This window comes from Alkalimarinus coralli (assembly GCF_023650515.1).
Taxonomy (GTDB): Bacteria; Pseudomonadota; Gammaproteobacteria; order Pseudomonadales; family Oleiphilaceae; genus Alkalimarinus; species Alkalimarinus coralli.
In genome coordinates this window covers 4,659,891-4,686,815 of sequence record NZ_CP096016.1, presented here as the reverse complement: position 1 = coordinate 4,686,815, position 26,925 = coordinate 4,659,891, and the positions used below count along the sequence as shown (strand labels likewise).

The window sequence follows — 26,925 nt, the reverse complement described above, 5'->3', positions numbered from 1 at the left end:
AGCAACTGAACAAGCTAAGTTTAATAAGAGGGCACCATGAACGTAAAAATAAGCTGGGGCGGCGACGCTAAATTTATTGGGGAATCAGGCTCTGGACACCAGGTCACAATGGATGGCCCTCCCGATCATGGTGGTCAAAACCAAGGCCCTCGCCCAATGGAAATGCTACTGCTGGGCTTAGGTGGCTGCACCTCATTTGACGTGATGAGCATTCTCAAAAAATCACGCCAGGATGTCACCGACTGCGTTGCAGAAATAAAGGCTGAGCGCGCCGACGAAGTTCCCAGTGTATTTACCAAAATCCACGTACATTTTGTCGTTAAGGGAAACAACCTTAAAGAAAACCTGGTAAAACGAGCCGTTTCATTATCAGCAGAAAAGTACTGTTCAGCATCTATTATGCTTGAGAAAGCAGGAGTCGAGATCACCCACGACTACGTGATAGAGGAATAAGCCCATATGACGACCAAACGCCCAAAGCCAACCGCCGGTATGCGACATGTCGCGCTCTTCGTTACAGAGTTTGAAGCGACTGAACGTTTCTATGTTGAACTGCTAGGTATGGATGTCGAGTGGCGCCCGGACAGTGACAATGTCTATCTCTGTTCGGGTAACGATAACCTTGCTCTTCACCGAGCGCATAAGGGAGCCCCATCTGGCCCGCAGCGGTTGGATCATATTGGCTTTATTATTGACGAAATGGATCAGGTAGACGCCTGGTATGAATTTCTTAATAGCCATCAGGTAAAAATACTGAACAAACCTAAAACCCATCGAGATGGCGCTCGGAGCTTTTATTGCTATGACCCTGATGGTACGGCCGTTCAGATGATATTCCATCCACCTATTTCGGCACCAGCAAGCTAAGCTTTTGTCCTGTGGCGGCACCCGTTCCGCCACATATCCCCATGACTCAATACCCAAACGCAGCATTTCCATTTCACGAGTCAAACGGCTACCAGGCAGCGTTAATAGACTTACCCGTATATTCTGTGGGCCATCAGCTCTTTCACTCTCGGCCTTATAATTAAGTCCATCGCTAACGGCATTTTGTTTCCGGGAATGACCAGTGTGTCCTGGCGAGAAACAAAAGAGCCACTAATCATCTGCAGCAGGTATGGGAAATCAACCTCACTGTATTGGCGAAAATGGATAACCACCATACTTTCGTCGTCAGACGGGACTTCCCGCATCACAAACGGGTTTGACGTATCGACGGTCGGAACACGCTGAAAGTTGATATGAGTATTAGAAAATTGTGGAACAATATAGCGAACATAGTCGTCCATTCGATTAACAATCGTATTGACCACCGCCTCTTGAGAATAACCTCTTGACTGGGTATCTCGATATATTTTTTGTATCCACTCTAAATTAACAATCGGTGCGACACCGATTAGCAGGTCAACATGGGATGCAATATTGACCTGCTCAGTCATGATCCCCCCATGCAGGCCTTCATAAAAAAGCACATCGGTATTATTTGGCAAATCCATCCATGGTGTAAATGTACCTGGTGCCCATCCGTCTCTCGTTAAATCATAGTCATCATCATGGACGTATTGACGGTACCGCCCTGTTCCGGTCGCCGCATAATCCTGGAACAGTGCTTCTAGCTTATCGACATGATTAGCGTCCAGTGAAAAGTGGTTCCACTCACCATAGTGGCCTTTTGCTGCAAGCCGCGACATCTCTTTACGGGTATATTTATGAAAACTATCCCCCTGGATCATCCCGGCGTTAATCCCTTCATCAGCAAATATATGGCTAAAGATATTACTCGCAGTGGTTGTTCCCGCGCCCGAAGAGCCGGTTACAGATATAATTGGAAACTTGGCTGACATTACTACCCGCTTAATTAATTTAGCTTTGCGCCATTTTAATCGTTTCGCGGTAAGATTGCCTGCCCAAGATTAAATTAACGGTCATTGATTAATGAGCGCGCCATGACTAAACACGGCTGAGCTCAACAGAAACCACCTTAGAAGTTGCTAAGCAGGCGGGGCTTTTCAATGACATACCCCTGAGCGTAGTCAACCCCTAACGAGGTCAGCAACTCCAGGCATTGCATATCTTCTACTTGTGTTGCCACCAGCTCTTTGCCCATAAAGTGAACCATCTCAGTCATTGAACGCACCATCGCCCTGTCCCCCTCATCTGAGGTGAGGTTTTTAATAAAGGTGCCATCAATCTTGATCATATCCACGGGTAGCTCTTTCAGGAAGTGGTAAGAAGACATGCCCGCCCCGAAGTTACCAAGACAAAAGTGGCAACCAATCTCTTTCAACTCGTTCATGAAATCGGCAACACTATGCACATTGGAGATAGCCGCGGCTTCTGTGATTTCAAACCATAATTTTTCCAGCGGCGCATCATATTCACTGAGCCGGTGGTAGATAAACTCTAACAGCTCTTCATCATTCAGCGAGTGGCCAGACAGGTTAATCGCTATCCCGCCCATGGCATCAAGGCTGGCACTATGCTGGGACATCCAATCCAGCATATGCCCAACGACCCAACGGTCTACGGCCTGCATACGGTTATACTTTTCTGCGGTACGAACAAACTCATAAGCAGGAATTAAATGGCCGCGATCATCATAGACACTCAGTAAAATTTCATAATGGGTTTTGACCCGCGTTTCAGACTGTAACGGTATAATCTTCTGGCAGCGCAATAATGTGCGTTCATCATTTAAGTTACTGAATCCAGCCACTTTCGCTTTGATTTGCGCCTGCTGCGATAAGTTAGACTCATCAGCCGCATAATGATCCACTTTGTTCGGGCCTCTTAACTTCGCCCGACGACAGGCTTCTTCTGCAACCTTAAGCAGCCGATCAGTATTCGATGCCACTTCGTTTGCCGAAGCCACACCAATACACACCGCAAGCTGATACGTTTTTTCATCCCACTTGAACTGATATTCGTGGATTTGCCTAACGTACTGCTTTGCCAGCCCATCTACGCTAGGGTGCCTGACCAAAACACCAAACTCATTCCCCCCCAAACGCGCTACAACAGCACCTTTGGGCGCATAATCAAGCAAAAGCTTCGATACATCTTTCAGAATCTGGTCGCCCGCTTCATAACCCGCAGCGTCATTGACTATCCTGAACTGGCGCAGATCAAGATATAACAACGAACACTCTACCGCATCCCCCTGCCCGAGCAGGCTTTCAATATTGCGTTCAAACTCTTTACGATTAACCAGCCCCGTTAATTCATCATGAGTCGTCGCAAATGAGAGCTGGTTATAAACCTGCTTAACCATATTGTCGAGGCTCTCGTCCACGATAGGCACTTCATAGTCTTTTTCAAGAACCGCGATCTCTTTTTGCAAGTAGCCGGCAACGGTCATTAAATCAAGCTCAACAACCTTCATCCCTTGATGGTTAACAAACACGAACTTTGAGAAACCTTTACCAACCCATACCAGCCTCATATATTGAGGGTTCTCCGGGTCTTTAGTGTATTTTAGCCAGTCGCCCAGCTCTAATTTCTGAGCTCTCAAAACCCAACGCTGCATGCCTCGATGCCGACTCTCTGTGAGCAACGAGATGTCGCCCTGCTCGCCAAAAGACTGCTCAGCAGGCATTTCAATCATTTCAACCTGAGCGGTTTTGGAGCCAACCAAAAAGCGCTTAAGTTCGTCACGAATATGTCCCGATGGCATATGGTTGCTGGATATAGACGACAGCCCCTCTTGAATAATCTTGAGCAGGTCGGTCAAATTGATATCCAAGTCTGGGTCATCGCCATAGGCGAGTAAGCTGTCAAGCACCCCCAGATAGTCCTGCCATGCCTGACTTTGGTCACCCTGGCGAATGTACGTCAACGACAGTAAGTCCTGCCAGCCACCGTTGATTAGTGACACCACGGCCTTTGGCACCTTGCGCCCGGCAATACGTTTTTCTATTTGTCTCGCCACCACCTTTTTGGCCTGAACCACTTTTTGCGACCCTTCAGCAGCAGCGGCTACCCTCTCAACATTGCGCCGATAGAGCAGATTCTGGCGGTCTACCAACTCATCGAGTTCACCCAACACTTCATCAAAAACGCTGGTATCCTGCTCAAACTCGTTGTTGATTCGTTGAATAATACCCTCTATCTTCTTCTGGTTTGCAGGATTTGGCCGCCCGCCTTTAATACCAAGCTGAGCCACACGATTCAGCACCGCACGAACCGGGCTATCGACATCTTCAAAAAACTCTTTGTTTCTCATTAGCACTTTAAGAACCGGCACTTCCAGTTGCGTCAGCTGTGACTTGGTCACTTCTGTCAATTTCTGACTGGTTTTCATGCTGACAAAGAAACGATCAACCACGTCAACCACATCTTCCTGGTCTTGAGACAACGCTTTTTTAGTGCCCGTACGACTTTCCAGCTTTTCCTTTAGACGCCTGATCAGCGGAGGGACTTCATTGACAGCGGCACTGCTCTCTTTGGATGAGTTTGCCTGCATATCGTCAAGCCCGGACTTTAACTCATCATGGCTCCACTTTGGCGCATTTGGGTCTTTTCTATCAACCGCCTCTGAGTCCTGAACCCCCACCTTCCTGCTCTTTTCAAGCATAGAAAAAAGGTGATTGATGGTTGAATAGGCACTCTGGGCTGCCCGCTGATGCGCACGAAACTGAGATAAGTCATCGGCATCCAACTTAGTCTGCGGTTGAAAAGGCGGCTCTAGCGACTGAACATTTTGTGTTTCCGGTGAGGGCTTTAAAGCGCTGCTGACGCGACGTATATTCCCTTGCCGACTATCTGTATCGTTCTGTTTATTGGCTGCGGCCGATATTGAAGCCACGCTCGCTTTTGTATTCAGTTTCGCAGAGGCTTTGTCAGCTACCTCCGCATGCAGCGAATGGTTGTCTTTACTGTCTGGGGTCAAATGATCTGACGGCGGTTTATTCTGTTCGCTCTCTTCATTCTGCTTTCGGTCAGAGAGGTATTTACTCAAATCCAGGTCTGGCAGAATATTTTGGCGAATAAGGATTTGGTTTAAGCTCTGATAGAGGTCTTCCAGGCTTTTGATAACGGTTGTCTCAAAGGTTCTATAAACCGTTTTATCTGCTATGTGTGGCAAATTAAACTGGCTAACAACATCCCGAAAGGCATAAACGATCAGCGCAGGGCCTAATGGGTTCTGGTAACCCAGGTGATTAACAATCCCGACCTTATCAAGCCGCATTTTAAGTTGTAACAAAGCGCCTCGATATTGGGTTTCCGCTTTAGTCACCATCACCTTAAACATCAGCCAGTCTTCAAATTCATTTTTTTCGATCAGCGAAAGCTGGCTGGCGTTGTCCTCCGTTTTTTGATTTTCGTGGACATGACCCGGTTTTAAAGGTGCCGCAACAGCCGCCAGCGTAAGAAGACGGATTTTAGACTGATTCTCTTTTAGGACACCCGCTGCATCCATCAGCTCATTACACACCTTGTCACTGGAAGCATTGTTGGCAGCATGAATGAGCGCCGCATCAACATCAGTGGCATAGTGATCGAGTAAAGGCTCCAGGTACTCCGCAATAGACTTATTACACTGCCTGATGATAAACGAGGCCTGATCTGACTCCCCGCGCACAGAGGGTTTCTCAACCCCTTGACCCGCACACAGGCTAAGCATCGCATCAATGGCAGCAGTATCAACTTCAATAAAACAAACGCCCATAGCCCCTTGGATAAGTCTTACAGGGTGCACCAGCAGAGTGTGCTCTTTCGCGCAGGAAGGGTCTGTAAACAGTACTTTTATCTTTAAGTCGGGTGAGCGCTGGACAGCCTCACGCACAGACAAAGAGACTTCTTCATCATATTTAACAAACAAACCTTCGGCACAAAAGTCTGCGATATCACAGTGCCAGAACTGGTCTCCTGTCAGGGTTAACTTTGCAGCGAGAGTAATAGGCCGTCGAAGGCTTGTACGCCGTTCCATGGTCATTTAATTTATGTCTCTTTATACTGGAATCAAATATATGGCTTAAACAGGTTCTTAACAAATAAAGCATAACTGAAGTATAGACAGCTTTAAGCAATTGATAGTAATGATCTGTAAACAAAGGTTAAATTCGTCCTGCCACACCTGAGGAGCGTCAAAAAGCTAGTATAGGAATCATGAAAAAACGATCAACCCTTTTTGCAACAACGCCTTTTGCAGCGACTTCTTTTGCAACAACGCCTTTTGCAACGACGTCTTTCGCAACAATGTCTTTCGCAACGGCATCCCTGCTACTGGTATCAGCGCTGCTGTTCTCACTGATACAAGGCTGTAGCACATTTACATACTATCAACAGGCAATCGCAGGTCAGTATAAAGTACTCAGTAATCGCGTAGACATAGAATCCCTTATTGCTGACCCGGAGACCCCCGAAGAGTTAAGGGAAAAACTGATTACAGTTCGTCGAGTCAGGGCTTTTTCTGCTTCAGAGATGAGCATGGACGTTGGGGGCAGCTACTCACAATACAGCGATACCAAACGAAACTTTGTGGTATGGAACATATCAGCAGCCCCGGAGCTATCGCTCAAGCCTCACCAATGGTGTTATCCCATTATCGGTTGCCAAAGCTATCGGGGCTATTTCCAAAAGCAGATGGCTGAAGAAGAGGCTGAAAACTTAACACGGCAAGGGTTAGATACTTGGGTCGGAGGAGTCACCGCGTACTCAACTTTAGGCTGGTTTGATGATCCGGTGTTAAATACCTTCGTTTACAGAGAGGACAGCGACCTGGCCGCCCTGTTAATCCATGAATTAAGTCACCATGTGCTTTATATTAAAGGGGATACTGCGTTTAATGAAAGTTTTGCCACTGCGGTTGAGCTTGAAGGGTTGCGCCGCTGGCTTACATTAAACAACCAAACAGAGCGTGTTAGGCAGCATCAACAAAAGATGAAAGAGAGAGCTGTTTTTATATCAACCGTGTCCACATCCATAGAAAAACTAAAAGCGCTTTATAAGTCAAATATAAGCGATAAGGACAAACGATCCGGGAAGCAACAGATTATTGCGCAGATGAAAAACCAGTACCAACAAGCGGCGCTAGACAATGAGTTGTCTGGACTCTACCACCGCTGGTTTGACCATATCAACAATGCAAAACTGATTACCGTATCCAATTATTACCAGTTTGTGCCCGCCTTTACAGCCATGATAGCGGAGTCAAAGGGCAATATGGCGCAGTTCTATAAATCCGCCAAAGCTCTGGGGGAGAAGGACAAGGAGTCCAGGGATAAAATACTGCAAGCTTATCTGGACTCACCTGCGCCTTAGACAACGCTACAAGCGCTTTGCAAAGACCTTGGAGTTTCGTTGCAGGTTATAGTCTGACTGTTTGTGACCAGGAAGGTCATCCTTGGTCGACTTCTCAAACCCCCTTTCAACAAACCAGTGCTCTGTTTGAGTGGTCAATACAAACAAACGACTGAACCCTTGGGATCGTGCTCGCCTTTCGACCGCCTCCAACAGTGCATCCCCTCGACCATAACGACGATAATCAGCGCGAACGGCAAAGCAAGACAGCTCACCAGCGCCATCATCAGGAAAAGGGTATAACGCAGCACAACCAATGATTGCGCCATCCCTCTCATCAACCGTAAAGTAACCAATCTCAGTCTCTATCAGCTCTCTCGAACGGCGTACCAGAATGCCTTGCTCCTCCAGCGGTTGAATAAGCTTCATAATGCCGTTAATGTCACCAACCTGTGCAGGCCTGATTTGTTCATAGTCGTCGGAGTTAACCATGGTTCCCGCACCATCGCGAGTGAACAGTTCCTCCAAAATCGCGCCATTACTTTTGTAACTGATAATATGCGCACGCTTTACGCCATTTGCACAGGCTTCACACGCGGCTTTCAGCTGCGCTTCCGCAAACGTGTTCAGTTGCCCTCCTGAGTTTAGCAATGAACGCCCGTCTGCAATGGTTAGCTCTCTAATGAGTTGATTCTCACCATTCATAATACCGGGCTTGTCAGTCAGCATGATTAGCTTTTCTGCTTTTAGTGCCGCTGCGGCCGTGCTGGCAACATCTTCATAACTTAAGTTAAAAGCATCCCCTGTTACCGAGTAGCCCAATGAGGGAAGCAAGACCACCGCACCGGAGTCCAGCAAAGACTCAATGGCCTCCTTATCAATACGCCTTACCTTACCGGTATGACACAGGTCTGTCCCTTCGAGAACCCCCACGGGGCGTGCCATAACATAGTTACCGCTGCATACTCTAATTTTTGCTCCGTGCATCGGCGAGTTCACAACGCCAGTAGAAAGCCTGGCTTCTAAGGTGGCCCTGAGTCGACCTGACACCTCCAGTATATATTTCAGCATCTCTTCATGCGTTACCCGCAACCCAAGGTGGAATTCCGACGCGATACCGGCTTCCTCAAGCCGGGCATCTATCTGTGGACGAGCACCGAACGCGACAACCAGTCTGACTCCCAGACTATTCAATAACGCAATATCATGAACGATATTGATTAAGTTATCGTCCTCCAGCGCCTCGCCGCACAACGTAAGCACGACCGTTCTTTTGCGATGCGCATTGATATAAGGAGAGGACTGTCGAAACCAGTTAACCCACTCTTTAGAACTCACCTTTGCTCTCTCCTTCGGCATGGTCTCCTGCCACTAAATCGTATTCCACCAGGCCGTTGATGCAGTATTGCTGTATCAGGCCTTTAAGTATATTAACCGCTGGTTTGACCTGATCAATGGCCAAAAATTCATCAGGTTGATGGGCCTGGTCTATTGAGCCCGGCCCCATCACAACCGTTTCCATGCCCAGCGCTTGCAGGTAGGGAGCCTCGGTTGCAAAGGCGACCGCTTCTGATGAGTATCCACTGAGTCGCTCACATGCCGCCACAAAAGGAGACTCCGCAGGCGTTTCAAATGCAGGTACGCCGCCAAACAGGTGCTCTATCTCTAGCGCGACCTGATGTTTCTGCGCTATCGGTGTGACGCGCTGGCTAATCATTGCTCTAAGCGAGTCAATATCCATGCCCGGCAATGGCCTCAGATCAAACTGAAGCTCGCAAGCACCGCAAATACGATTCGGGTTATCGCCGCCATGAATATGGCCAAAGTTCATCGTTGGCACCGCAATTTCGAACGCCGGGTTTTGATACTGCGCCTGTAGCTCTCCTCTAAATCGGGTCAGGTCTGCCAGCACATCAACCATGCAATCCAGCGCACTATGCCCTAACGCCGGGTTCGATGAGTGTCCTGAGCGGCCTTGGAGTCGGATACACTCCATCATCATGCCCTTGTGCATACGAATAGGTTTTAACCCGGTTGGCTCTCCTATCACAGCACATCTTGCTTTTGGCCGGCCCGCCTCCGCCAGTGCCCTGGCCCCTGACATTGAACTCTCTTCATCTGCCGTTGCAATAATAATTAACGGTTGCTTAAAGTCCGCTCCTGCAAAACCCTGCACGGCACTTAATATCACCGGGAAAAAACCTTTCATATCGCAACTTCCCAGGCCGTAAAGCCGGTCGTCACGATAGTCCAGCTTAAAAGGGTCTGAGCTCCACTTTGACTGATCAAAGGGAACGGTGTCGGTATGCCCTGCAAGAACGAGCCCTCCTGGTCCCTTACCCATCGTTGCGATCAGGTTCTGCTTGCCGGGGTGGGCAGGAACATCCATGCGCTCGACTTCAAAACCCAATAATGCAAGCCAATCCGCCAGTATTGCAATTACCTGGCTGTTGCTTTGATCCCACGCTGTCGATGGGCTGCTAACCGATGGTGTTGATACCAGTTGCATCAACATTTTCTCAAATGAGGGTAACGCCACATCATTAATCATTTCGCCAGACCTATTTCCATACCTTAACCAGCCCTACTTCCATTCCTTAACCAACCCTACTTCCATTCCTTAACCAGCCCTACTTCCATACTTTAAAAGAGGTGATATTTCGCTTGCGGAGCGGATAACTCACCTTTCCGCCAGCCACAATCTGCTCGACTTCGATAACGTGCTCATCGACCGAAATAATAACGCCTTCAATTGTTTTTCCTGAGTCGGTCTCAACTAACGCTCTTCGCTTAAGAAACATCTCAGCCTCTTCTATCTCTGATTCCTTAAAGCTCTTTTCGAGCGGCTTGAGGTCTGGTTGCTCTGAAGCCGCGCTTTGCTGTGACGGAAGAGTTTCAGTTTGCTGTCTGGCATCGCCAAACGTTGTCTCATCAATCGTCAGGCTTAAGTCTTCTAGCAGTTCTCCATTTAACTTGATACGCAAGTTAAGCATGTTGACAATATCGTTAGCAGAAAAAAGCGACAGAGAGGTATAGTCAATACCCCGGTCGGGCCGCACTTCTACATTTAACAGACCGCCATCGAGAATGTATTGCCGATACGCCTCTATCAGCGATGGATTCAGATGAACGCCATGGTCTTTCAAATCGGCATCCCACTCTTGAGTGGCATACTCTACATAACGTTTTCTCTCTGTTTCTGTTTTCTTGCCACAGTAAAAAGATAAGCGGCGGAAATAACCGCCATCATTAAAGCTCCAGACGGCGCTTTTTATTTCCGGCACTTGCTGTGTGCCAACAACATCATAGAGGTCGTTGCCTGATACCCCCAAGTCGACCAGGAACTCGCTATGTCCCATACTATCTGAGTCCACAAGCGCTCGAATGGATAGTTCTTTTGATAGCGCATCATACTGATACCCCATCTCGCTACTGACAGTGAACTGATCGTAGCCCATTGCCCTTAACTCATCCGCTTCAACGACGACGGTATCGCCGCAACCGTAAACACCAAAAGGATTAAAAACCGTCGTTGACTCAGTGTCTGCTGAGGCACCGATAAACTCATCAAAATTGCCATCCAGCGGGAACGACATATTCGTTATTTTAACCAACAACTGATCTGGCGGAATCCGTTGTTCTAGCTTGTCACCAAGCTTGAATAGTGCCGCAGCGTCTTTCGCTTTCAGACTGACTTCATCGATAGAAATCGTACCTTTAAGCAGGTATGGCGTAATACTAATATCTCTAACACCGACTTCACCATCAAAGGTTGAGTAAATCCAGCCATATTTCACTGCGGCAAAAGGTGCTACCTGCTCTTTAATGTCAGCCAACTGTTTGTATACCTGAAACCAGAGATAACCTTTAAATGAAACCAGCAGAGCAACTGCTACAAAAACGATTCCCCAAAATAACTTCTTCATTTTCAACCGCCATCCTAAAAACTAATATGACCAACGCCAGAGTTCGCCCCTTACTTGAACTATATCAGAGATATAGAGCATAGGATAACTTGATCAGCACTACTCCAGCTGGACAAAATTTATCTTATCATTCAAACCTGACCGTGCTAGGCAATGCCATTAGAGTTTTCTATAATAAGCGGGCAGCATGTTAACTATTGCACTCCCCCCTATTCCGCAACACGGGTAGGAGAATACAGGACACTATCGGCACGAAGGGATATGGCACACCACCACGATGATTTAGCTCAAGCGGTAAAGTATTTAAAGCTTACTTTGCCCGAAATGAGCAAGCGCGAAATACCCACCACTCCGGAAAACTACGCAGTATGGTACGAGTATACGGCTGGTAACAATCTTGAATTAAAGCAAAAAATAGACAGTCTCATCAAAAAGAACACCCCCTTTTCGGATAAACTCAATAGTGATTTGTATTCGCAGTATATTGAAAATGCGCAGCAAATAGCCGTAGACGGGATTCGTGATAGCGTACGGAAAATAATCAACGAGCTGCTTGTTCAAGTAGCCGATGAAGAAAGCGGGTTGGGCTGCTATGCCAGATCTCTCCAGTCCTTCTCCGAGAAAGTGAGTGATACCGAAGATACCAGTGCCATCAATCTGTTGGTTACAGAGCTTCTTGCAGAAACAAAGAAAAGAGAAGAGGCTACCCAGAACCTGCAGGCCACACTTGATACGATGGCTCAGGAAATGACTCAGTTAAGAGAGGAAATTGAGCGCCTTAACAATGAGGCGAGCACCGATGCGCTAACAAGAGTAAAAAACCGCCGGGCGTTCAATATCGAATTGGAAAAAGCGATATCCACCAGCAAGATCAATTCGATGCAGCTGACCTTACTGGTTTTAGACATAGACCATTTTAAGCAGTTTAACGATCAGTTCGGCCACATTACCGGTGACAAGGTTCTGCGCTTTGTCGCAACAATGCTGCAAAAAAATGTAAAAGGCAATGACACCGTCGCACGGTTTGGCGGAGAAGAATTTGCAGTCATCCTGCCTGAAACCTCTTACGAAAATGCGCTATCTGTTGCCGAAAATGTGCGCACTCGAATCGCTGCCCAAACGCTCACTGATAGCGCAGCCAATGTTAAGCTGGGGGCTGTTCATGTATCCGTCGGTGTCGCAGATTACCGTTATGGCGAAAGCCCGGAAGAGTTTATTCACCGAGCTGATCAGTGCCTATATAAAGCAAAAAACAGTGGCCGTAACCGGGTCGTAGGTGAGCAGGAATTGACAGAGGAAACCGCATCACAAGAGCAGAGAATATAATTCTACCTCGACATATTGAACCTGCATACGATTATTGCGCTCACTTCATCGACTGAAGAAGGCCTCGCATAATCCCCTGTTAGCAAAAACAGACATACAAAAAAAAGGGGGTAATCCCCCCAACAAGAAATACGAACAGCTTGATATCAGGCTTTCGTGAGCGATTTATTCTGCTCGTTTGCTATTGGTTATAAGCGTCCCTACGCCTTCATCGGTAAATATTTCCAACAGCGTCGCATGAGCAACACGTCCATCAATAATATGGGCACTGGTCACTCCGTTGTTAACGGCGCTTAATGCACAACCTATTTTCGGCAACATACCACCATAAATCGTTCCATCTGCAATTAAAGAGTCCACCTGTTCTGTTGTTAGTCCCGTCATGACATTGCCAGCCTTATCTTGCAAACCGGAAATATTGGTCAACAACATCAACTTCTCGGCGTTGAGTTCTTCTGCGACTTTTCCTGCCACAAGATCAGCATTTATATTATAGGAGCGACCATCATCCCCTACACCAATCGGCGCGATCACAGGTATTACATCACTCTGAGTCAGCATGTTGATCACGTCCTGATTTACTTCAGAGACTTCGCCAACATGGCCGATATCAATAATTTCAGATTTTTGCATTTCAGGCAGCGATGCCTCAACCTTCAATTGCGTGGCACGAATTAAGTTTGCATCTTTCCCGGTCAGACCAATCGCCTTGCCTCCATTACGGTTGATCAACGCAACAATTTCTTTGTTGACTAATCCGCCCAGCACCATCTCAACGACATCCATCGTCGCGCTGTCCGTTACACGCATGCCGTTTACGAAGTGACTCTCTATATTCAGCTTGCTCAGCAGTTCTCCAATCTGGGGGCCACCGCCATGAACAACAATAGGGTTAATCCCTACGTGCTTCATCAGCACGATATCGCGGGCAAAACTGTTCTTTAGCTCTTCGTTTTCCATTGCATTGCCACCGTATTTGATGACAATAGTTTTTCCGGCAAAGCGTTGTATATAAGGTAAAGCCTGGCTCAATACCGAGGCAACCTGTATCGCGGATTCACGGTTTGTACTCATATTATCTCTTTCTCTTACACTCTTTTTAATCTACTTCAAGCTAAAACGTGAGCCCCAATTCGGGGTCGATCATTAACAACTGCTCTCGAAACACCTGCTGTATACGTGACAGCGACTCATCGCTATCCGCCTCGAAACGCAACACTAAATTAGGGGTCGTGTTGGACGCCCTGCACAGCCCCCAGCCATCAGGATAATCAACTCTTACACCATCAATAGTCGATACATTTCCCCCTTCAAAATTACCCTGTGAGCTCAACGTTTCGACAAAATTAAACTTACCTTCATCCGTTACCGCCACATTAATTTCAGGGGTACTCAAATCCTCTGGGAAACTCTGAAAGACATCGTTCGACGAACGCTCATCAATACCCAGCACTTCTAGTAATCGAGCTGCACTGTACAGGCCATCATCAAAACCATACCAGCGCTCCTTAAAAAAGATGTGCCCGCTCATCTCACCAGCAAGCAGTGCCCCTGTCTCTTTCATTTTTGCCTTGATTAGCGAATGCCCTGTTTTCCACATAATAGGGCGGCCACCATAGCCACTAATCAGGCCATTCAGACGTCGCGAGCATTTCACATCAAAAATAACATCAGCACCAGGGTTGCGAGATACGACATCTTTGGCAAATAGCATAAGCAAGCGATCGGGCCAGATAATCTTGCCGGTATTGGTGACCACCCCAATACGATCACCATCACCGTCAAACGCGACTCCCAGATCCGCCCCCTCTTCTTCGACCTTACGAATCAAGTCCTGCAAGTTTTCAGGCTTGCCGGGGTCTGGGTGATGGTTTGGGAACGAACCATCAATTTCGCAATGAAGTGGAATGACTTCACAGCCCAATTCTTCAATCAACGCCGGGCCTAGCTCTCCTGCAACGCCATTGCCTGCATCAACCACAACTTTGAGTGGCGCGGCTACCGCAATGTCATTAAGGATGGTATCAAGGTAATCACGACTAATATCCTGATGATTCACCTGCCCCGCACCACGCTCGTAATCTTGAATCAGGATGCGGTCATACAGTTTCTGAATATCTTCATTCGCCAGCGTATCTCCAGCCAGCATTATTTTAAAGCCATTATAATCCGCAGGATTATGGCTTCCGGTGATCATAACGCCTGAACCAGTATTAAGCTGGTGTGTTGCGAAATAAAGAACAGGCGTTGGGACACAACCCACACTGACCACATCTCGGCCGGATTTAACCAAACCACTAATCAACGCTTCAGCCAACTCAGGGCTTGATAAGCGTCCATCGTAGCCTACGCATATTGTTGCCTGGCCTCGTTTAGCCGCTTCGCTACCAATAGCCAAACCGATTTGCAGAACGATTTCGGGAGTCAGCGTTTCACCAACAATTCCGCGAATGTCATACGCTCTGAAAATTGACTGTGGTACATCAACGGCAGAACCTTCAACCTCTGTTAACATGTCGTTTTCAGCATCTAAAGGGTCAACACCGTCAGCTGTTTGCCCCAGCCCTAACAAGTCATCATCACCATCCATCATGTCGATATTCAGGTCATCACTATCCTGAAATAATGGGTCCGCATGGTCTTCTTCCTTGACCGGCTGAACCGGTGCTTTTTTCACTTCAGGCACTACGGCTGCAGCCTTCTTCTCCGCCGCCAGAGCAAAACGTCGCATGGTGCTCACCATGGAGTGGAACATGACGTATTTGACCTCTGGCATTTTTTTCTTCTCGGCATTCAGCAAACCTTGGGCATACTGAGTGACAACGATGGACTCTTGCCTGAGCCCTTTAAACAGAGACATCAAGGGAACAGCCACGACCAGCATCACCAGTAAACCTGATCCCGCGACCAAAACCCAATAAAGCGTCATATCTATAAATGACGTAGCCGAGCTTGCCGGCTGTAACCTGACCTGCCAATGAGGAACAGACGTAGGGCGAGTTAACACATTCTCGGAGCCACTGCCCTTGGTGACAATAACCTGTTCTGAGCTGCCAATAACCTGAACCAGGCTAATTTTCCCCGCATCGACACCTGAGACGAGCTGCAAGCTCTCCCGAACAACCCCTTTTTCAAAAACAACCAACAGCACTCCTGCAATCTGTCCGAGCTGAGCATTTTTAACGGGGACGGCTGCTTGTACAAACCACTCTTTTCCTCTAAGAAACGCCTCGGGGTGAGGGCTTTGGCCTTTCTCTGCTTTCTTAATCAAATCAAGGCTTGAAAAGCCCAAAGGGTTCTCCGAAGAAGCGTCCCTGGATGCGAGCCCCTTCTTAAAGAAATAGACCTTCGATACATACGGAAGATAACCCTCGATGTTTTTTTCCATCAGCTTTCGCTTTGCACTGTCGTCAAGCGCTGAAGCAACGGGCTCCAATGAAGCAATGCTTTCAAGCTCTCGGGTAATAAAGCTGACTCGTTGATCAATTTGGAGCTGAACACTCGACAGTGCTATTTCGGAAATGGACTGATTAGCTTGCCTTTCTGCTGAATCAATCACCATCATTTGTATCAGGTATCCAACCAGAATAACAGCGGCTAACGCTCCCCCCAAGGCAAAAAATAATGGAGGAGTCAGCGCTTTGTATTTGGCACCATCAGTAGCTTTTTTCTTTTTCGCAGCCTTTGCTTTAGCTTTCTCATCGACCACCGAAGCGCTTTCTTCTGATTTGTTTTTTTTACCTAGCTTCATAAAGTTTCCCTGTCATGGAAAATTAAACTCTGTCTAAATCATCGCCATATAAATCAAGATGAGAGCTTTGCACGATGTTATGAGCGAAGCAAAGACAAGGCAAAAAATGACGAAAAAGCGCAGTTTATGTGTAATAAGTCCCGGTCGACCCAGGAGAGCGCACCATTTTGAGCCATTTTTTAACGATGAATTTGTAAGCGCAGTAGTCGTGCAAAACTCTCAAGATATTACTAAGTGTAGATCAGCTACTGAAAATTGCGCCGACCTTGCCTGTGCGTCAGAACGGCTGCTCAATTACTTGCCCGCCCAGCGATCTATTAATCAGTGAGTGCCAGTTGAGCCAAAGCCTCCTTCGCCCCTGTGACTATCACCAAACTCATCTACAACCTCAAATTCTGCCTGAACAACCGGCACCAAGACCATCTGCGCAATTCTCTCTCCAACATTGATGGTGAAAGGTTCGTTTCCCCTATTCCAGCACGAAACCATCAGCTGCCCCTGATAATCCGAATCAATAAGGCCAACCAGATTCCCCAATACAATGCCATGCTTATGCCCCAACCCGGAACGAGGCAGCAAAACGGCGGCTAAACCGGGGTCTTTAATATGAACAGCCATCCCTGTTGGAATAAGAATGGTCTGGCCTGGAGCAATATCAACGGGCTCATCAACACAAGCCCGCAAATCAATACCCGCAGAACCTTCAGTTGCGTAACCAGGCATTGGGATTTCATCCCCTAACCGGGAATCCATAATTTTTAACTGAAGATTTTTTTTCGACATAATATAACTCACAATAACGTATAAAGGTGGCTCTGCGCCGCATTCAGGATGATATTCGGGAGGCAATAAGCGCCATGATATTAACTGCTAATAATGACTTGCTTTGTAGTGAGAAGGACTGGCACCCGCCATTCCATAGAACAGTCGCTTCATTATTCTCACTATTGAATCCTATTCGCTGATCAGACACATCGTTCGCGACGATCATATCCAGTTTTTTTCTCTGCAATTTACCTTCCGCATATGCAACCACATCCTGCGTCTCTGCCGCGAACCCAACCGTAAAAGGACGATCTTTTCTTGCGGCTATCGTCGCTACAATATCAGGGTTTTTAATCAGCTCAATAACCATCTTATCCTGAGATTTTTTGATCTTCTGTTCTTGAATCTCATCAGGCCTGTAATCAGCGACTGCCGCAGAAGCAATAAAGATGTCACAGCCTTTATCAACGGCATTCTGGGCAGCCTCCAGCATGGTAGACGCAGAAGATACATAGATCGTTTCAACCCCCTCTGGGGCCGGTATAGCCACAGGCCCGGAAACCAGCTCAACCTGAGCCCCGGCATCCCGAGCTGCAATGGCTAACGCATAACCCATCTTCCCGGAACTGTGATTAGAAATGTATCTTACCGGATCAATCGCTTCTCTGGTGGGCCCGGCGGTAATCACGACTTTTTTGCCATGCAGAAAACCATGGTCGAAGTGGCCTTTCACCCTTCCTGCCAACTGCTCTGGCTCCAGCATGCGTCCAGCACCAATGTCACCACAGGCTTGCTCGCCGTCTGCAGGCCCCCAGATAAACAGTTTGGGGTCATCACTCAACGCCTCTATATTTCGCTGGGTACGACGGTTTTTCCACATAGCCTGATTCATGGCAGGCGCCAAGGCGATAGGCGCCTCAGTCGCCAGGCAAAGTGTTGTCAGCAGGTCGTTTGCCATGCCCGCGGAAATACGAGCAATAAAATCCGCAGACGCAGGCGCAATAACAACCAGGTCAGCCCACTTGGCAAGCTCAATATGTCCCATTCCTGCTTCCGCATCAGTGTCTAGAAGATGGGTGTGAACAGGGTTTCCTGATAGCGCCTGCATGGTAAGAGGCGTGATAAACTCTTGCCCCCCTGAAGTCATCACAACTCGTACATCAGCCCCCGCTTTAATGAGCAATCTGACAAGCTCAGCCGTTTTATAGGCAGCTATGCCGCCCGTAACCCCCACCAGTATTCGACGACCATTTAACATAAAAACCACACAACAAAATCATGACATTGAAGTCAGGTATAAAAATCAGACAGATAAAACCATTAAACTGCGGTCTAAGATAACATCTGAGCGATCTTTTTTCACTCCATCATTACATTCAAGCACTTACTTCAGTTACAATTTTCAGCCTGGCAACGGATAACCAGGCACAATCAATAACGTACTATCTCACAGTGCAATTTATACAAGGATGTAATTATGGCTATTTCAGATTGGCCCAACAATGAACGCCCTAGAGAAAAGCTGCTAAGCAGAGGGCCTCAAGCACTTAGCGACGCAGAACTGCTGGCAATTTTCTTACGTACAGGCATCCCGGGAAAAACAGCTGTAGATCTCTCTCGAGAGCTATTAACAAGGTTTGGCAGCCTTCAGGGGCTTCTATCAACATCTTTGGAAGAGTTTTGCTCTGCCCCCGGGCTTGGCAGCGCTAAATACGCACAACTCCAAGCAACCCTCGAAATGGGCAAGCGCCACATTCATGAACAACTCCAAACCGAAAGCGCTCTGACAAACCCCATTCTCACACAAAACTACTTGCGCGCTAAGTTGACAGGCCGGCCATACGAAGTGTTCTGCTGCCTGTACCTTGACAACCAACACCGCATTTTAGCGTTTGAAGAGCTATTTAGAGGGACAATAGACAGCGCGAGCGTTTACCCAAGAGAGGTTGTACAAAACACGCTGAAAAACAACGCTGCGGCCGTTATTTTTGCTCACAACCATCCATCGGGTGTAGCTGAGCCCAGCATTGCCGATCAGCATATAACAAAAAAACTAATCCAGGCGTTGGCGTTAATTGATGTAAAGGTTCTTGACCATATTATTGTTGGCAGCGGTGAGGCGACCTCCTTTGCAGAGCGCGGATTACTTTAATCAAGCCTCGCTTTCAAAACTTAAGAAACAGATCATAGATTTAATATTTCGGCACCATTAATGGTTAGTTTTTTGCCATTAAATCACGTTTTTTTTGCCATTAAATATGGTTTCTGGTATAAAGGCGGGCTCCTTGGCTATGACTCAACAATTAGTCAAGCCAGAGTAACAGTTTCAATAGTTACCAACAGACAGTTGGAGACGAGGTCAGGATATGTCAAGAGTTTGTCAGGTTACAGGAAAAAGACCTGTAGCTGGAAATAATGTTTCGCACGCAAAGAACCACACCAAGCGTCGCTTTCTGCCAAACCTGCAGAGCCACCGCTTTTGGATCGAAGGCGAAAAGCGTTTTGTTAAATTGCGTGTATCTACTAAAGGAATGCGCATCATCGACAAGAAAGGTATCGAGCAAGTGTTGTCCGATATTCGTTCACGTGGCGAGAAAATCTAAGGAGCTTAGATATGCGCGATAAAATCAAATTAGTTTCATCTGCAGGCACCGGTCACTTTTACACGACTGACAAGAACAAGCGTAACATGCCAGAAAAGATGGAAATCAAAAAGTTCGACCCAGTTGTTCGTAAGCACGTACCATACAAAGAAGCCAAGATTAAGTAATTAACTCGGCCTCTGCTCTGAGTAAAGCCCTAAACAGCTGTCGTCAGAAGCGCTTAAGACTGTAAAGAAACCTCGCACTATGCGGGGTTTTTTTATGCCTCCAATCCAACACCTTTCTTAAACCTTTCTTAAAACCTCTCTCGACCCCCTTCACAACAGCAACTATCATGCTCGGCAGCCCCAAAAAACAAAAAAGCCGCATCAAAATGCGGCTTTTTCAGACTCTTATCGACGCGACTAATTAGATAATGTCGTCAACAGAGTTAAGCGGGTAATGCGCTGGGTATGGCGCATTTGCCACACCAGAGTCAACTGCCGCCTTAGCAACTGCTGCGGAAACCACAGTTAACAAGCGAGAGTCTAACGGCTTAGGAATAATGTTATCCTTACCGTACTCTAGCGCTTCGCCGCCGTATGCATCGATAACATCCTGAGGCACAGGCTCTTTAGCAAGATCTTTGATCGCGTGAACCGCTGCAACCTTCATCTCTTCGTTAATCACTTTAGCTCGAACATCCAGCGCTCCACGGAAGATAAACGGGAAGCCTAGAACGTTGTTTACCTGGTTAGGGTAGTCTGAGCGACCAGTCGCCATGATTAAGTCATCGCGCGTAGCAAGCGCCGTTTCTACCGCAATCTCTGGATCAGGGTTAGAACAAGCGAATACGACCGGATTTGGAGCCATTGTTTTCAACACTTCTGCCGGCAACAGGTTTGGCCCAGACAGACCAACAAATACATCTGCACCATCACAAGCATCAGCCAATGTACGCTTATCAGTATCATTAGCAAACATTGCTTTGTACTGGTTCAAGTCATCACGACCAGAGTGAATAACTCCCTTACGATCCAGCATATAAATATTTTCTGAAGCCGCACCACAACTAATAAGCAGCTTCATACATGCAACAGCGGCTGCACCCGCACCAAGACAAACGATCTTGGCGTCTTCGATTTTCTTACCTTGCAGCTCAAGCGCATTCAACATGCCCGCAGCCGTTACAATCGCAGTACCGTGCTGGTCATCATGGAATACCGGGATATCGCACTGCTCAATCAATATACGCTCAATTTCAAAACACTCAGGTGCCTTGATATCTTCAAGGTTGATACCGCCAAAAGTATCTGCAATGCGTCGAACAGTATCAATAAATGCTTGAGGGCTTTCAGAGTTTACTTCGATATCAAATACATCGATACCCGCGAAACGCTTAAATAGAACACCCTTACCTTCCATTACAGGCTTACTTGCCAAAGGACCAAGATTCCCTAACCCAAGAATCGCAGAACCATCAGAAATTACAGCAACCAAGTTACCCTTAGCGGTATATTTGTAAGCATTTTCAGGATCTTTAGCGATCTCGCGAACAGGCTCTGCTACTCCAGGACTATAAGCCAAAGACAAATCTCTGGAAGTTTTTGTTGGCTTACTGATTTCTACACTAATTTTACCCGCTCTTGGATTTGCGTGGTAATCGAGTGCAGCTTGCTTCATATCTTCAGACATTGCTTCTTTTCCGTCTTGACGTTAATTAAATCAGGAAAATCATCAGGGATGTTTCCCTCTCACCTTCACAGCGAGCCTGACTATTACTTAGCCACGGGCGCGACATTATCACCTGTTTCACTTTTTCACACAAGGGCAAGAACGAAACAACAAATGTCGTTAATCAGATCATTTGATCTGACTCAGATTTTTTTATCTACTCACTAATTAAAGGTCGGCTCTATAAAAGAAGCAGGGTGCTTCACTGACATCATAAAAGGCTTATATTTTCGAGCTTTCTCTTTTTTGCTAAGACGCCTTTTAATCAACCAGCCACTAACCACCACCTGCCGCCCCAATAGCGCTCTCAGCTGTTGTTGGCTAAAGTACTCCTGCCCACTTTTGGGGATCATAATTGCCAGCCGTCCTTCTAGCAGCAGCCACCAGCTACCACCTTTCTTTAAGTAGACTTTCTCCAACGTCCCCGAGACAACCCGAAACCCTGTATCATCGCGCTTTAAGCGACGGCTATCTCGGGGAGAGAAGTAACTATCAGCCCAAATACCCCGCTTAGCCCTCCTAGCCTCCTGCTGAGCACGATACAGGCACGCCTGCAAAGACAGATTCGGAGGTATCGCGATTGCAAACCCGAGCCCTTCATGGATCATTATTGCCTCGATACTCTCCCCGCCTTCAGTAAACGCATGAGCAAGGACTCGCCCATAGCGGTCATGAGAATCCCTTCCAACCTTCAAGCGCACTATCGCACGCTCACCTACAAGCTCAGCAAGGCGAGCCTTCGCCTTCTGCGCATAAGGTTCTGACTCTACCCCCATACGCCCAATTTCAGGGGTATTAATCCCAATAAGCCTGACTTTTCTGCCATCCTCAAGCCTTAACGTATCACCATCAACAACGTCCTCAACAACACTTATTTTGCTCTGTGCTGCCAAGCCAAGCGATACATCAGTGCAAGGTGCGGCCTTTAGGGGGGCTGCAAACAAAACCTGCAGGCATAAAAAAAGGGCGCCCCAAATAGACACCCTTTTTATTGATAACTTATTGCCGCGATTCATTAAGATACCGCAACTTATCGCATTAGCCTTTGCTAATACGGCTACCAAAACGCTTCTTGAACTTATCAACACGTCCGCCTGCTTCAACACCTTTCTGCTTACCAGTATAGAAAGGGTGGCAAGATGAACATACATCGATATGAATATCTTTACACATTGTAGAACGTGTTTTGATAACGTTTCCGCAGCTGCATGTTGCAGTTACTTCTTCGTATTTTGGGTGGATACCTTCTTTCATTGTGAACCTCGGTTTTCTCATGCCGCTACCCAATCAACGATCAAATCTGTTGCTGGGCACCGCATTTCATTGCATCATAAGATGATTAATCACCTTGCGGGGTGGCATAAAGCCAAAATCAGACCGCGCATCTTACCAAAAAAAGAACAATTAGCAAGATCTATTGTTAAACGTGCGCCACATAACAGAGCACAAACTATTCAGGGTAAACTACCTCGTGTCAAACCAAAGCAATATCGTGAGTTCAAATAGTATTATCAGCGTAGCGTTGCCTGTTCCACTTTACCAAACATTTGACTACTTAACGCCTCCGGCACGAAAGGCAGATACCGTCAATCCGGGGCAACGAGTCGCTGTCTCATTTGGCAGAAGGGTATTGATTGGCATTATCGTGGAGATCAAAAATAGCAGCGATTACCCCGTAGAAAAGTTAAAACCTGCGACCAGACTGCTTGATGAGCAACCAATACTGCCCCCTTCCATCCTGTTTTTGGCGCAATGGGCCGCCCAATACTACTGCCACCCGATTGGCGAGGTGCTGTCCGCAATCATTCCCCCATTACTCAAACAAGGAAAAGCGATCACGGTCAACAGCACCTACCGCTGGACAAGCACCAAAGAGGGGCAAGATAGAGCTGAGCAAGCCATCAAACCAAACGCAAAAAAACAGCTTGAACTCTTTCAGGCCATCTCAGCCGCCCCCAATGGATTACTTGACGACACAATAAAACTGCTGGGCTACTCTTCAGCCCAGTTGACCTCACTCCAGAACAAGAAGCTAATTGATTGCGAAGAGCTGGACGCCCTGACCGCTGCATCTGTCGAGTACCCAGCAACGAGTCAGCCTTTTCAGCTCTCACCCGACCAATCAAACGCCGTCAGTCAGCTAGCCAGCAGCATCGGTCATTTTCAAAGTTTCCTACTGCAAGGGGTCACTGGCAGCGGAAAAACAGAAGTTTATATGAATCTGGTCGATCAAGTCATCGCATCCGGCCGACAAGCACTGATACTCGTACCAGAAATAAGCCTGACCCCGCAAACCCTAGCCAGGTTTCAACATCATTTTAAGTGCCCTATCGGCACCATTCATTCAGGTCTTAATCAAAATGAGAGAGTGACAAACTGGGAGCTTGCCCGACAGGGAGCGGCCAAAATAATTATTGGCACCCGCTCCGCAATTTTTACTCCCATGAAGAAGCTAGGCTGCATTATTGTTGATGAAGAGCACGACAACTCGTTCAAGCAGCAGGAGGGCTTTCGTTACTCAGCAAGAGACTTGGCCGTCATTAGAGGGTATCAAGAGAGCTGCCCGGTCATTCTAGGGTCAGCCACGCCATCGCTTGAAACCATTAATAATGTGCTATGTGGCAAATACAAAAAACTCTCCCTGTTATCCCGGGCGGGTGGCGCAGTATTCCCGGATATAGAGTTACTGGATATCAAAAGCCGCCCTCTTGAAGGAGGGCTTTCCCGCCCACTGGTAGAGAGCATCAAACAGCATTTAAACAACCGGCATCAGGTCATTGTTTACCTCAACCGTAGAGGATTTGCCCCGGCAATAACCTGCGAAGACTGTGGCTGGCTAGCCGATTGTCGTCACTGCGATGCCAGAATGACGCTACACAAATATCCGGCACACCTTCGCTGTCACCATTGTGACTACCAGGCCCCCATACCAAAACAGTGCCCGGACTGTCAGAGCACCAATATTAAAACCCTTGGCACCGGCACCGAAAAAGCAGAAGAAACACTTGAAGCACTCTTTCCTGACACACCCATCATCAGGATCGACAGGGATAGCACACGAAAAAAAGGCGCCATGAAAAGTCTGGTTGATGAAATCAATAGAGGGCAGCCCTGCATTTTGGTTGGCACGCAAATGCTAGCGAAAGGACACAATTTTGCTAACGTTACGCTGGTTGCAGTGATTGATGCCGATGGAGGGCTATTCAGCGCAGACTTTAGAGCGCTGGAGAAAACGGCACAACTACTGATTCAGGTCTCCGGCAGGTCAGGTCGAAGTAGCAACAAGGGCCAGGTTATCATCCAAACCTGTCATGGGGATCACCCTATTTTACAACAAATAGCCCGCGGCAATTACCAGCAAATAGCAGATGAGCTTATAGAGGAGCGAAAATCAGCCTTACTCCCGCCGTTTAGCTACATGACACTGCTAAAGGCTGAAGACCCGGACATCAGCAAAGCCATCGACCTGCTTGATAAAACCAAAACCATGGTGGCTGAGATGAACCTGGATCCTAATTGCACAGTAGAGCTGCTTGGCCCAATCCCCGCATCGATGAGCAGAAAAGCCGGCGTTCATAGGGCTCATCTACTGCTTAGTTCTGAAAACAGGGCTGCATTGCAACGTATAACCCAACAAATTTGCTATTGGCTCAATCAATGCCGATGGGGCAAGAGCCGATGGATGATTGACGTTGACCCCATTGAAATAAATTAAAGCAACCAGGCCAAAGTAATAACGGGCAAAAGGATATTTGTTTCAAATGCCATCTTCATCCATAATACTCGGTTCCCCCTATTTTCCATTCTAAATGGCAGAATCAAGTAGAGATGAAAGAATATATCGCAGGATTAATTCAATCCGCAGTTGACACGCTAAAGGCATCAGGTGAACTTCCAGCGGACGTTTCACCCAAAATCATGATCGACAACACCCGGGACAAAAGCCACGGAGACTTTGCCAGTAACGTCGCATTAACGCTGGCAAAGCCTGCGGGAAAACCTCCTCGCCAGATCGCCGAACGTCTTTGTGCAATTATTCTCGAACAAGCCATCGCAGACAATCAAGGGGTGGAAAAAGCTGAAATAGCAGGCCCTGGCTTTATAAACTTTTTTGTCAGCAGTGCCAGCAGCTTCGCGGTCGTCTCCGAAATACTCTCTAACGGGGAGTCCTATGGCCGTAGCAATACTGGTAAAAACCAGAAAGTTCAGGTTGAGTTTGTCTCGGCTAACCCAACCGGCCCTCTCCATGTAGGCCATGGTCGAGGAGCGGCATACGGAGCAACGGTTGCCGACCTCCTTGAGGCTGTAGGCTTTGACGTACAACGAGAATACTACGTCAATGATGCAGGCCGCCAAATGAATATTCTGGCGACCAGTGTCTGGTTACGATACCTTGAACTGCAAGGCGAATCACTGGTATTCCCCAGCAATGGCTACAAGGGCGATTATATCTTTGATATTGCTCGTGAGCTGGGTAAAGAACACGGCGACAAGTTCAAACAGACCGCTAGCAACGTATTCGAGAACATTCCTGCCGACGAACCCCAAGGTGGCGACAAAGAAGCCCATATTGATGCACTAATATCCCGTTGCAAATCACTGCTGGGCGAAGAGAACTACCGCATCGTTTTCGACGCAGGCCTCGATAATATTGTTAACGACATCAAAGATGACCTGGGTGGTTTCGGCGTTCGTTACCAGAACTGGTTTTCTGAAAGGTCTCTTGAGGACAGTATCGAAGGCGTCATCAGCCAGTTAGACGAATCTGGACATCTATACGAAAAAGAGGGGGCGCTCTGGTTCCGCTCAACTGAATTTGGCGATGATAAAGACCGAGTGGTAAAGCGTGACAATGGTGAAACCACCTACTTTGCGTCAGACATCGCATACCACAAAAACAAGTTTGAGCGCGGTTTTTCTCAGGTCATCAACATATGGGGTGCAGACCACCATGGCTACATAGCACGAGTAAAAGCAGCCCTTCAGGCGCTGAACCTCAACCCTGATACCCTGACCGTTAAACTGGTGCAGTTTGCCATTCTCTATCGTGGTAGCGAAAGGGTTCAAATGTCGACACGTAGCGGCTCCTTTGTAACGCTTAGAGAGCTGCGCGAAGAAGTCAGTAACGATGCTGCTCGCTTTTTTTATGTCACACGTAAAGCTGAACAACACATGGACTTTGACCTCGAGCTTGCAAAGTCAGAAAGCAAGGACAACCCTGTTTACTATATTCAATATGCCCACGCCCGAATCTGCAGCGTACTGAGAAAGCTTGCTGAGCAGAACAGCAGTTGGGACAGAGAAAATGGCTTGGCAAACCTTGAGCTACTGTCACTTGAGCACGAGCGCGACTTGGCAACCAAGCTGACTAAATACCCTGAAATGCTCGCAAATGCGGCGATAAACTTAGAGCCTCACGTGCTGACCCACTATTTGAAAGAGCTTGCGGCAGATTTTCACACCTATTACAACGCACACAAAGTGCTGGTAGAGGACAACAATCTGCGTGATGCACGCATCACTTTAGGCATGGCTGTGCGACAAGTCATTGCAAATGGTCTTAGCCTTCTAGGTGTTAGCGCACCAGAAGAGATGTAAA

21 protein-coding genes are annotated in these 26,925 nt (G+C 47.4%); 9 read left to right on the top strand and 12 right to left on the bottom strand.

Annotation, left to right across the window (positions count from 1 at the left end; genetic code table 11):
* Positions 1-36: 36 nt before the first annotated feature.
* A complete protein-coding gene (locus tag MY523_RS21170; RefSeq protein ID WP_250656652.1) occupies positions 37-453 on the top strand; it encodes an OsmC family protein in 417 nt (138 codons plus the stop codon).
* Between the two features lie 6 nt (positions 454-459).
* Positions 460-867: a VOC family protein gene (locus MY523_RS21165; RefSeq protein WP_250656651.1), complete on the top strand. Its 408-nt coding sequence runs from the start codon at positions 460-462 to the stop codon at positions 865-867.
* A 110-nt stretch (positions 868-977) separates the two neighbouring features.
* Here the strand turns inward: MY523_RS21165 and MY523_RS21160 are convergent, their stop codons facing one another.
* On the bottom strand, positions 978-1,844 hold the full coding sequence (locus MY523_RS21160; RefSeq protein ID WP_250656650.1) for a phosphoribulokinase: 867 nt from the start codon (positions 1,842-1,844) through the stop codon (positions 978-980).
* 137 nt (positions 1,845-1,981) lie between these two features.
* A complete protein-coding gene (locus tag MY523_RS21155) occupies positions 1,982-5,935 on the bottom strand; it encodes a DUF1631 family protein (RefSeq protein ID WP_250656649.1) in 3,954 nt (1,317 codons plus the stop codon).
* A 173-nt stretch (positions 5,936-6,108) separates the two neighbouring features.
* On the opposite strand from MY523_RS21155, the gene MY523_RS21150 reads away from it, so the two are divergent.
* Positions 6,109-7,263: an aminopeptidase gene (locus MY523_RS21150; protein WP_250656648.1), complete on the top strand. Its 1,155-nt coding sequence runs from the start codon at positions 6,109-6,111 to the stop codon at positions 7,261-7,263.
* A gap of 6 nt (positions 7,264-7,269) precedes the next feature.
* Here MY523_RS21150 and argA read toward each other — a convergent pair whose 3' ends face one another.
* The 3 genes from argA to MY523_RS21135 form a co-directional block, all read right to left on the bottom strand.
* On the bottom strand, positions 7,270-8,580 hold the full coding sequence (argA, locus tag MY523_RS21145) for an amino-acid N-acetyltransferase (protein WP_250656647.1): 1,311 nt from the start codon (positions 8,578-8,580) through the stop codon (positions 7,270-7,272).
* Entirely contained in the window at positions 8,570-9,793 is a 1,224-nt protein-coding gene (gene argE, locus MY523_RS21140; protein ID WP_250656646.1) for an acetylornithine deacetylase, read from the bottom strand. The genes argA and argE overlap by 11 nt, the downstream gene beginning before the upstream one ends.
* Positions 9,794-9,872: 79 nt before the next feature.
* Entirely contained in the window at positions 9,873-11,168 is a 1,296-nt protein-coding gene (locus tag MY523_RS21135; protein ID WP_250656645.1) for an aq_1923 C-terminal domain, read from the bottom strand.
* A gap of 261 nt (positions 11,169-11,429) precedes the next feature.
* Between MY523_RS21135 and MY523_RS21130 the strand changes: the two genes are divergently transcribed.
* Positions 11,430-12,494, top strand: coding sequence for a GGDEF domain-containing protein (locus MY523_RS21130; RefSeq protein ID WP_250656644.1), 1,065 nt, complete (start codon positions 11,430-11,432; stop codon positions 12,492-12,494).
* A gap of 165 nt (positions 12,495-12,659) precedes the next feature.
* On the opposite strand, the gene argB is transcribed toward MY523_RS21130, so the two are convergent.
* From argB to coaBC, 4 genes are all read right to left on the bottom strand, one after another.
* Complete coding sequence (argB, locus tag MY523_RS21125) at positions 12,660-13,568, bottom strand: acetylglutamate kinase (protein WP_250656643.1); 909 nt, start codon at positions 13,566-13,568, stop codon at positions 12,660-12,662.
* A 40-nt stretch (positions 13,569-13,608) separates the two neighbouring features.
* Positions 13,609-16,245 (bottom strand): phosphomannomutase/phosphoglucomutase, encoded by a 2,637-nt coding sequence (locus MY523_RS21875; RefSeq protein WP_275975279.1) that lies wholly within the window; start codon positions 16,243-16,245, stop codon positions 13,609-13,611.
* 321 nt (positions 16,246-16,566) lie between these two features.
* Complete coding sequence (gene dut, locus MY523_RS21115) at positions 16,567-17,028, bottom strand: dUTP diphosphatase (protein ID WP_250656642.1); 462 nt, start codon at positions 17,026-17,028, stop codon at positions 16,567-16,569.
* A gap of 43 nt (positions 17,029-17,071) precedes the next feature.
* On the bottom strand, positions 17,072-18,268 hold the full coding sequence (gene coaBC / locus MY523_RS21110; RefSeq protein WP_250656641.1) for a bifunctional phosphopantothenoylcysteine decarboxylase/phosphopantothenate--cysteine ligase CoaBC: 1,197 nt from the start codon (positions 18,266-18,268) through the stop codon (positions 17,072-17,074).
* A gap of 219 nt (positions 18,269-18,487) precedes the next feature.
* On the opposite strand from coaBC, the gene radC reads away from it, so the two are divergent.
* From radC to rpmG, 3 genes are all read left to right on the top strand, one after another.
* The gene (gene radC / locus MY523_RS21105; protein ID WP_250656640.1) at positions 18,488-19,162 is read left to right on the top strand and encodes a RadC family protein; all 675 of its coding nucleotides are present in this window, start codon (positions 18,488-18,490) and stop codon (positions 19,160-19,162) included.
* Between the two features lie 214 nt (positions 19,163-19,376).
* On the top strand, positions 19,377-19,613 hold the full coding sequence (gene rpmB, locus MY523_RS21100) for a 50S ribosomal protein L28 (RefSeq protein ID WP_250656639.1): 237 nt from the start codon (positions 19,377-19,379) through the stop codon (positions 19,611-19,613).
* An 11-nt stretch (positions 19,614-19,624) separates the two neighbouring features.
* Positions 19,625-19,780, top strand: coding sequence for a 50S ribosomal protein L33 (rpmG, locus tag MY523_RS21095; protein WP_250656638.1), 156 nt, complete (start codon positions 19,625-19,627; stop codon positions 19,778-19,780).
* A gap of 241 nt (positions 19,781-20,021) precedes the next feature.
* On the opposite strand, the gene MY523_RS21090 is transcribed toward rpmG, so the two are convergent.
* From MY523_RS21090 to rpmE, 3 genes are all read right to left on the bottom strand, one after another.
* Positions 20,022-21,287: a malic enzyme-like NAD(P)-binding protein gene (locus MY523_RS21090; RefSeq protein ID WP_250656637.1), complete on the bottom strand. Its 1,266-nt coding sequence runs from the start codon at positions 21,285-21,287 to the stop codon at positions 20,022-20,024.
* Between the two features lie 203 nt (positions 21,288-21,490).
* On the bottom strand, positions 21,491-22,342 hold the full coding sequence (locus tag MY523_RS21085) for a thermonuclease family protein (protein ID WP_250656636.1): 852 nt from the start codon (positions 22,340-22,342) through the stop codon (positions 21,491-21,493).
* A 22-nt stretch (positions 22,343-22,364) separates the two neighbouring features.
* Positions 22,365-22,580, bottom strand: coding sequence for a 50S ribosomal protein L31 (rpmE, locus tag MY523_RS21080; RefSeq protein ID WP_250656635.1), 216 nt, complete (start codon positions 22,578-22,580; stop codon positions 22,365-22,367).
* A 238-nt stretch (positions 22,581-22,818) separates the two neighbouring features.
* Here rpmE and MY523_RS21075 point away from each other — a divergent pair, with 238 nt between their 5' ends.
* Together MY523_RS21075 and argS are read left to right on the top strand one after the other, a co-directional pair.
* The gene (locus MY523_RS21075) at positions 22,819-25,041 is read left to right on the top strand and encodes a primosomal protein N' (protein ID WP_250656634.1); all 2,223 of its coding nucleotides are present in this window, start codon (positions 22,819-22,821) and stop codon (positions 25,039-25,041) included.
* Between the two features lie 113 nt (positions 25,042-25,154).
* Positions 25,155-26,924, top strand: coding sequence for an arginine--tRNA ligase (gene argS, locus MY523_RS21070; protein WP_250656633.1), 1,770 nt, complete (start codon positions 25,155-25,157; stop codon positions 26,922-26,924).
* Position 26,925 lies beyond the last annotated feature (1 nt).

Coding starts and splice junctions, on each gene's coding strand:
- MY523_RS21170 (WP_250656652.1), top strand. CDS start 37: ATGAACGTAAAAATAAGCTGGGGCGGCGACGCTAAATTTATTGGGGAA.
- MY523_RS21165 (WP_250656651.1), top strand. CDS start 460: ATGACGACCAAACGCCCAAAGCCAACCGCCGGTATGCGACATGTCGCG.
- MY523_RS21160 (WP_250656650.1), bottom strand. CDS start 1,844: ATGTCAGCCAAGTTTCCAATTATATCTGTAACCGGCTCTTCGGGCGCG.
- MY523_RS21155 (WP_250656649.1), bottom strand. CDS start 5,935: ATGACCATGGAACGGCGTACAAGCCTTCGACGGCCTATTACTCTCGCT.
- MY523_RS21150 (WP_250656648.1), top strand. CDS start 6,109: ATGAAAAAACGATCAACCCTTTTTGCAACAACGCCTTTTGCAGCGACT.
- argE (WP_250656646.1), bottom strand. CDS start 9,793: ATGATTAATGATGTGGCGTTACCCTCATTTGAGAAAATGTTGATGCAA.
- MY523_RS21135 (WP_250656645.1), bottom strand. CDS start 11,168: ATGAAGAAGTTATTTTGGGGAATCGTTTTTGTAGCAGTTGCTCTGCTG.
- MY523_RS21130 (WP_250656644.1), top strand. CDS start 11,430: ATGGCACACCACCACGATGATTTAGCTCAAGCGGTAAAGTATTTAAAG.
- argB (WP_250656643.1), bottom strand. CDS start 13,568: ATGAGTACAAACCGTGAATCCGCGATACAGGTTGCCTCGGTATTGAGC.
- MY523_RS21875 (WP_275975279.1), bottom strand. CDS start 16,245: ATGAAGCTAGGTAAAAAAAACAAATCAGAAGAAAGCGCTTCGGTGGTC.
- dut (WP_250656642.1), bottom strand. CDS start 17,028: ATGTCGAAAAAAAATCTTCAGTTAAAAATTATGGATTCCCGGTTAGGG.
- coaBC (WP_250656641.1), bottom strand. CDS start 18,268: ATGTTAAATGGTCGTCGAATACTGGTGGGGGTTACGGGCGGCATAGCT.
- radC (WP_250656640.1), top strand. CDS start 18,488: ATGGCTATTTCAGATTGGCCCAACAATGAACGCCCTAGAGAAAAGCTG.
- rpmB (WP_250656639.1), top strand. CDS start 19,377: ATGTCAAGAGTTTGTCAGGTTACAGGAAAAAGACCTGTAGCTGGAAAT.
- rpmG (WP_250656638.1), top strand. CDS start 19,625: ATGCGCGATAAAATCAAATTAGTTTCATCTGCAGGCACCGGTCACTTT.
- MY523_RS21090 (WP_250656637.1), bottom strand. CDS start 21,287: ATGTCTGAAGATATGAAGCAAGCTGCACTCGATTACCACGCAAATCCA.
- MY523_RS21085 (WP_250656636.1), bottom strand. CDS start 22,342: ATGAATCGCGGCAATAAGTTATCAATAAAAAGGGTGTCTATTTGGGGC.
- rpmE (WP_250656635.1), bottom strand. CDS start 22,580: ATGAAAGAAGGTATCCACCCAAAATACGAAGAAGTAACTGCAACATGC.
- argS (WP_250656633.1), top strand. CDS start 25,155: ATGAAAGAATATATCGCAGGATTAATTCAATCCGCAGTTGACACGCTA.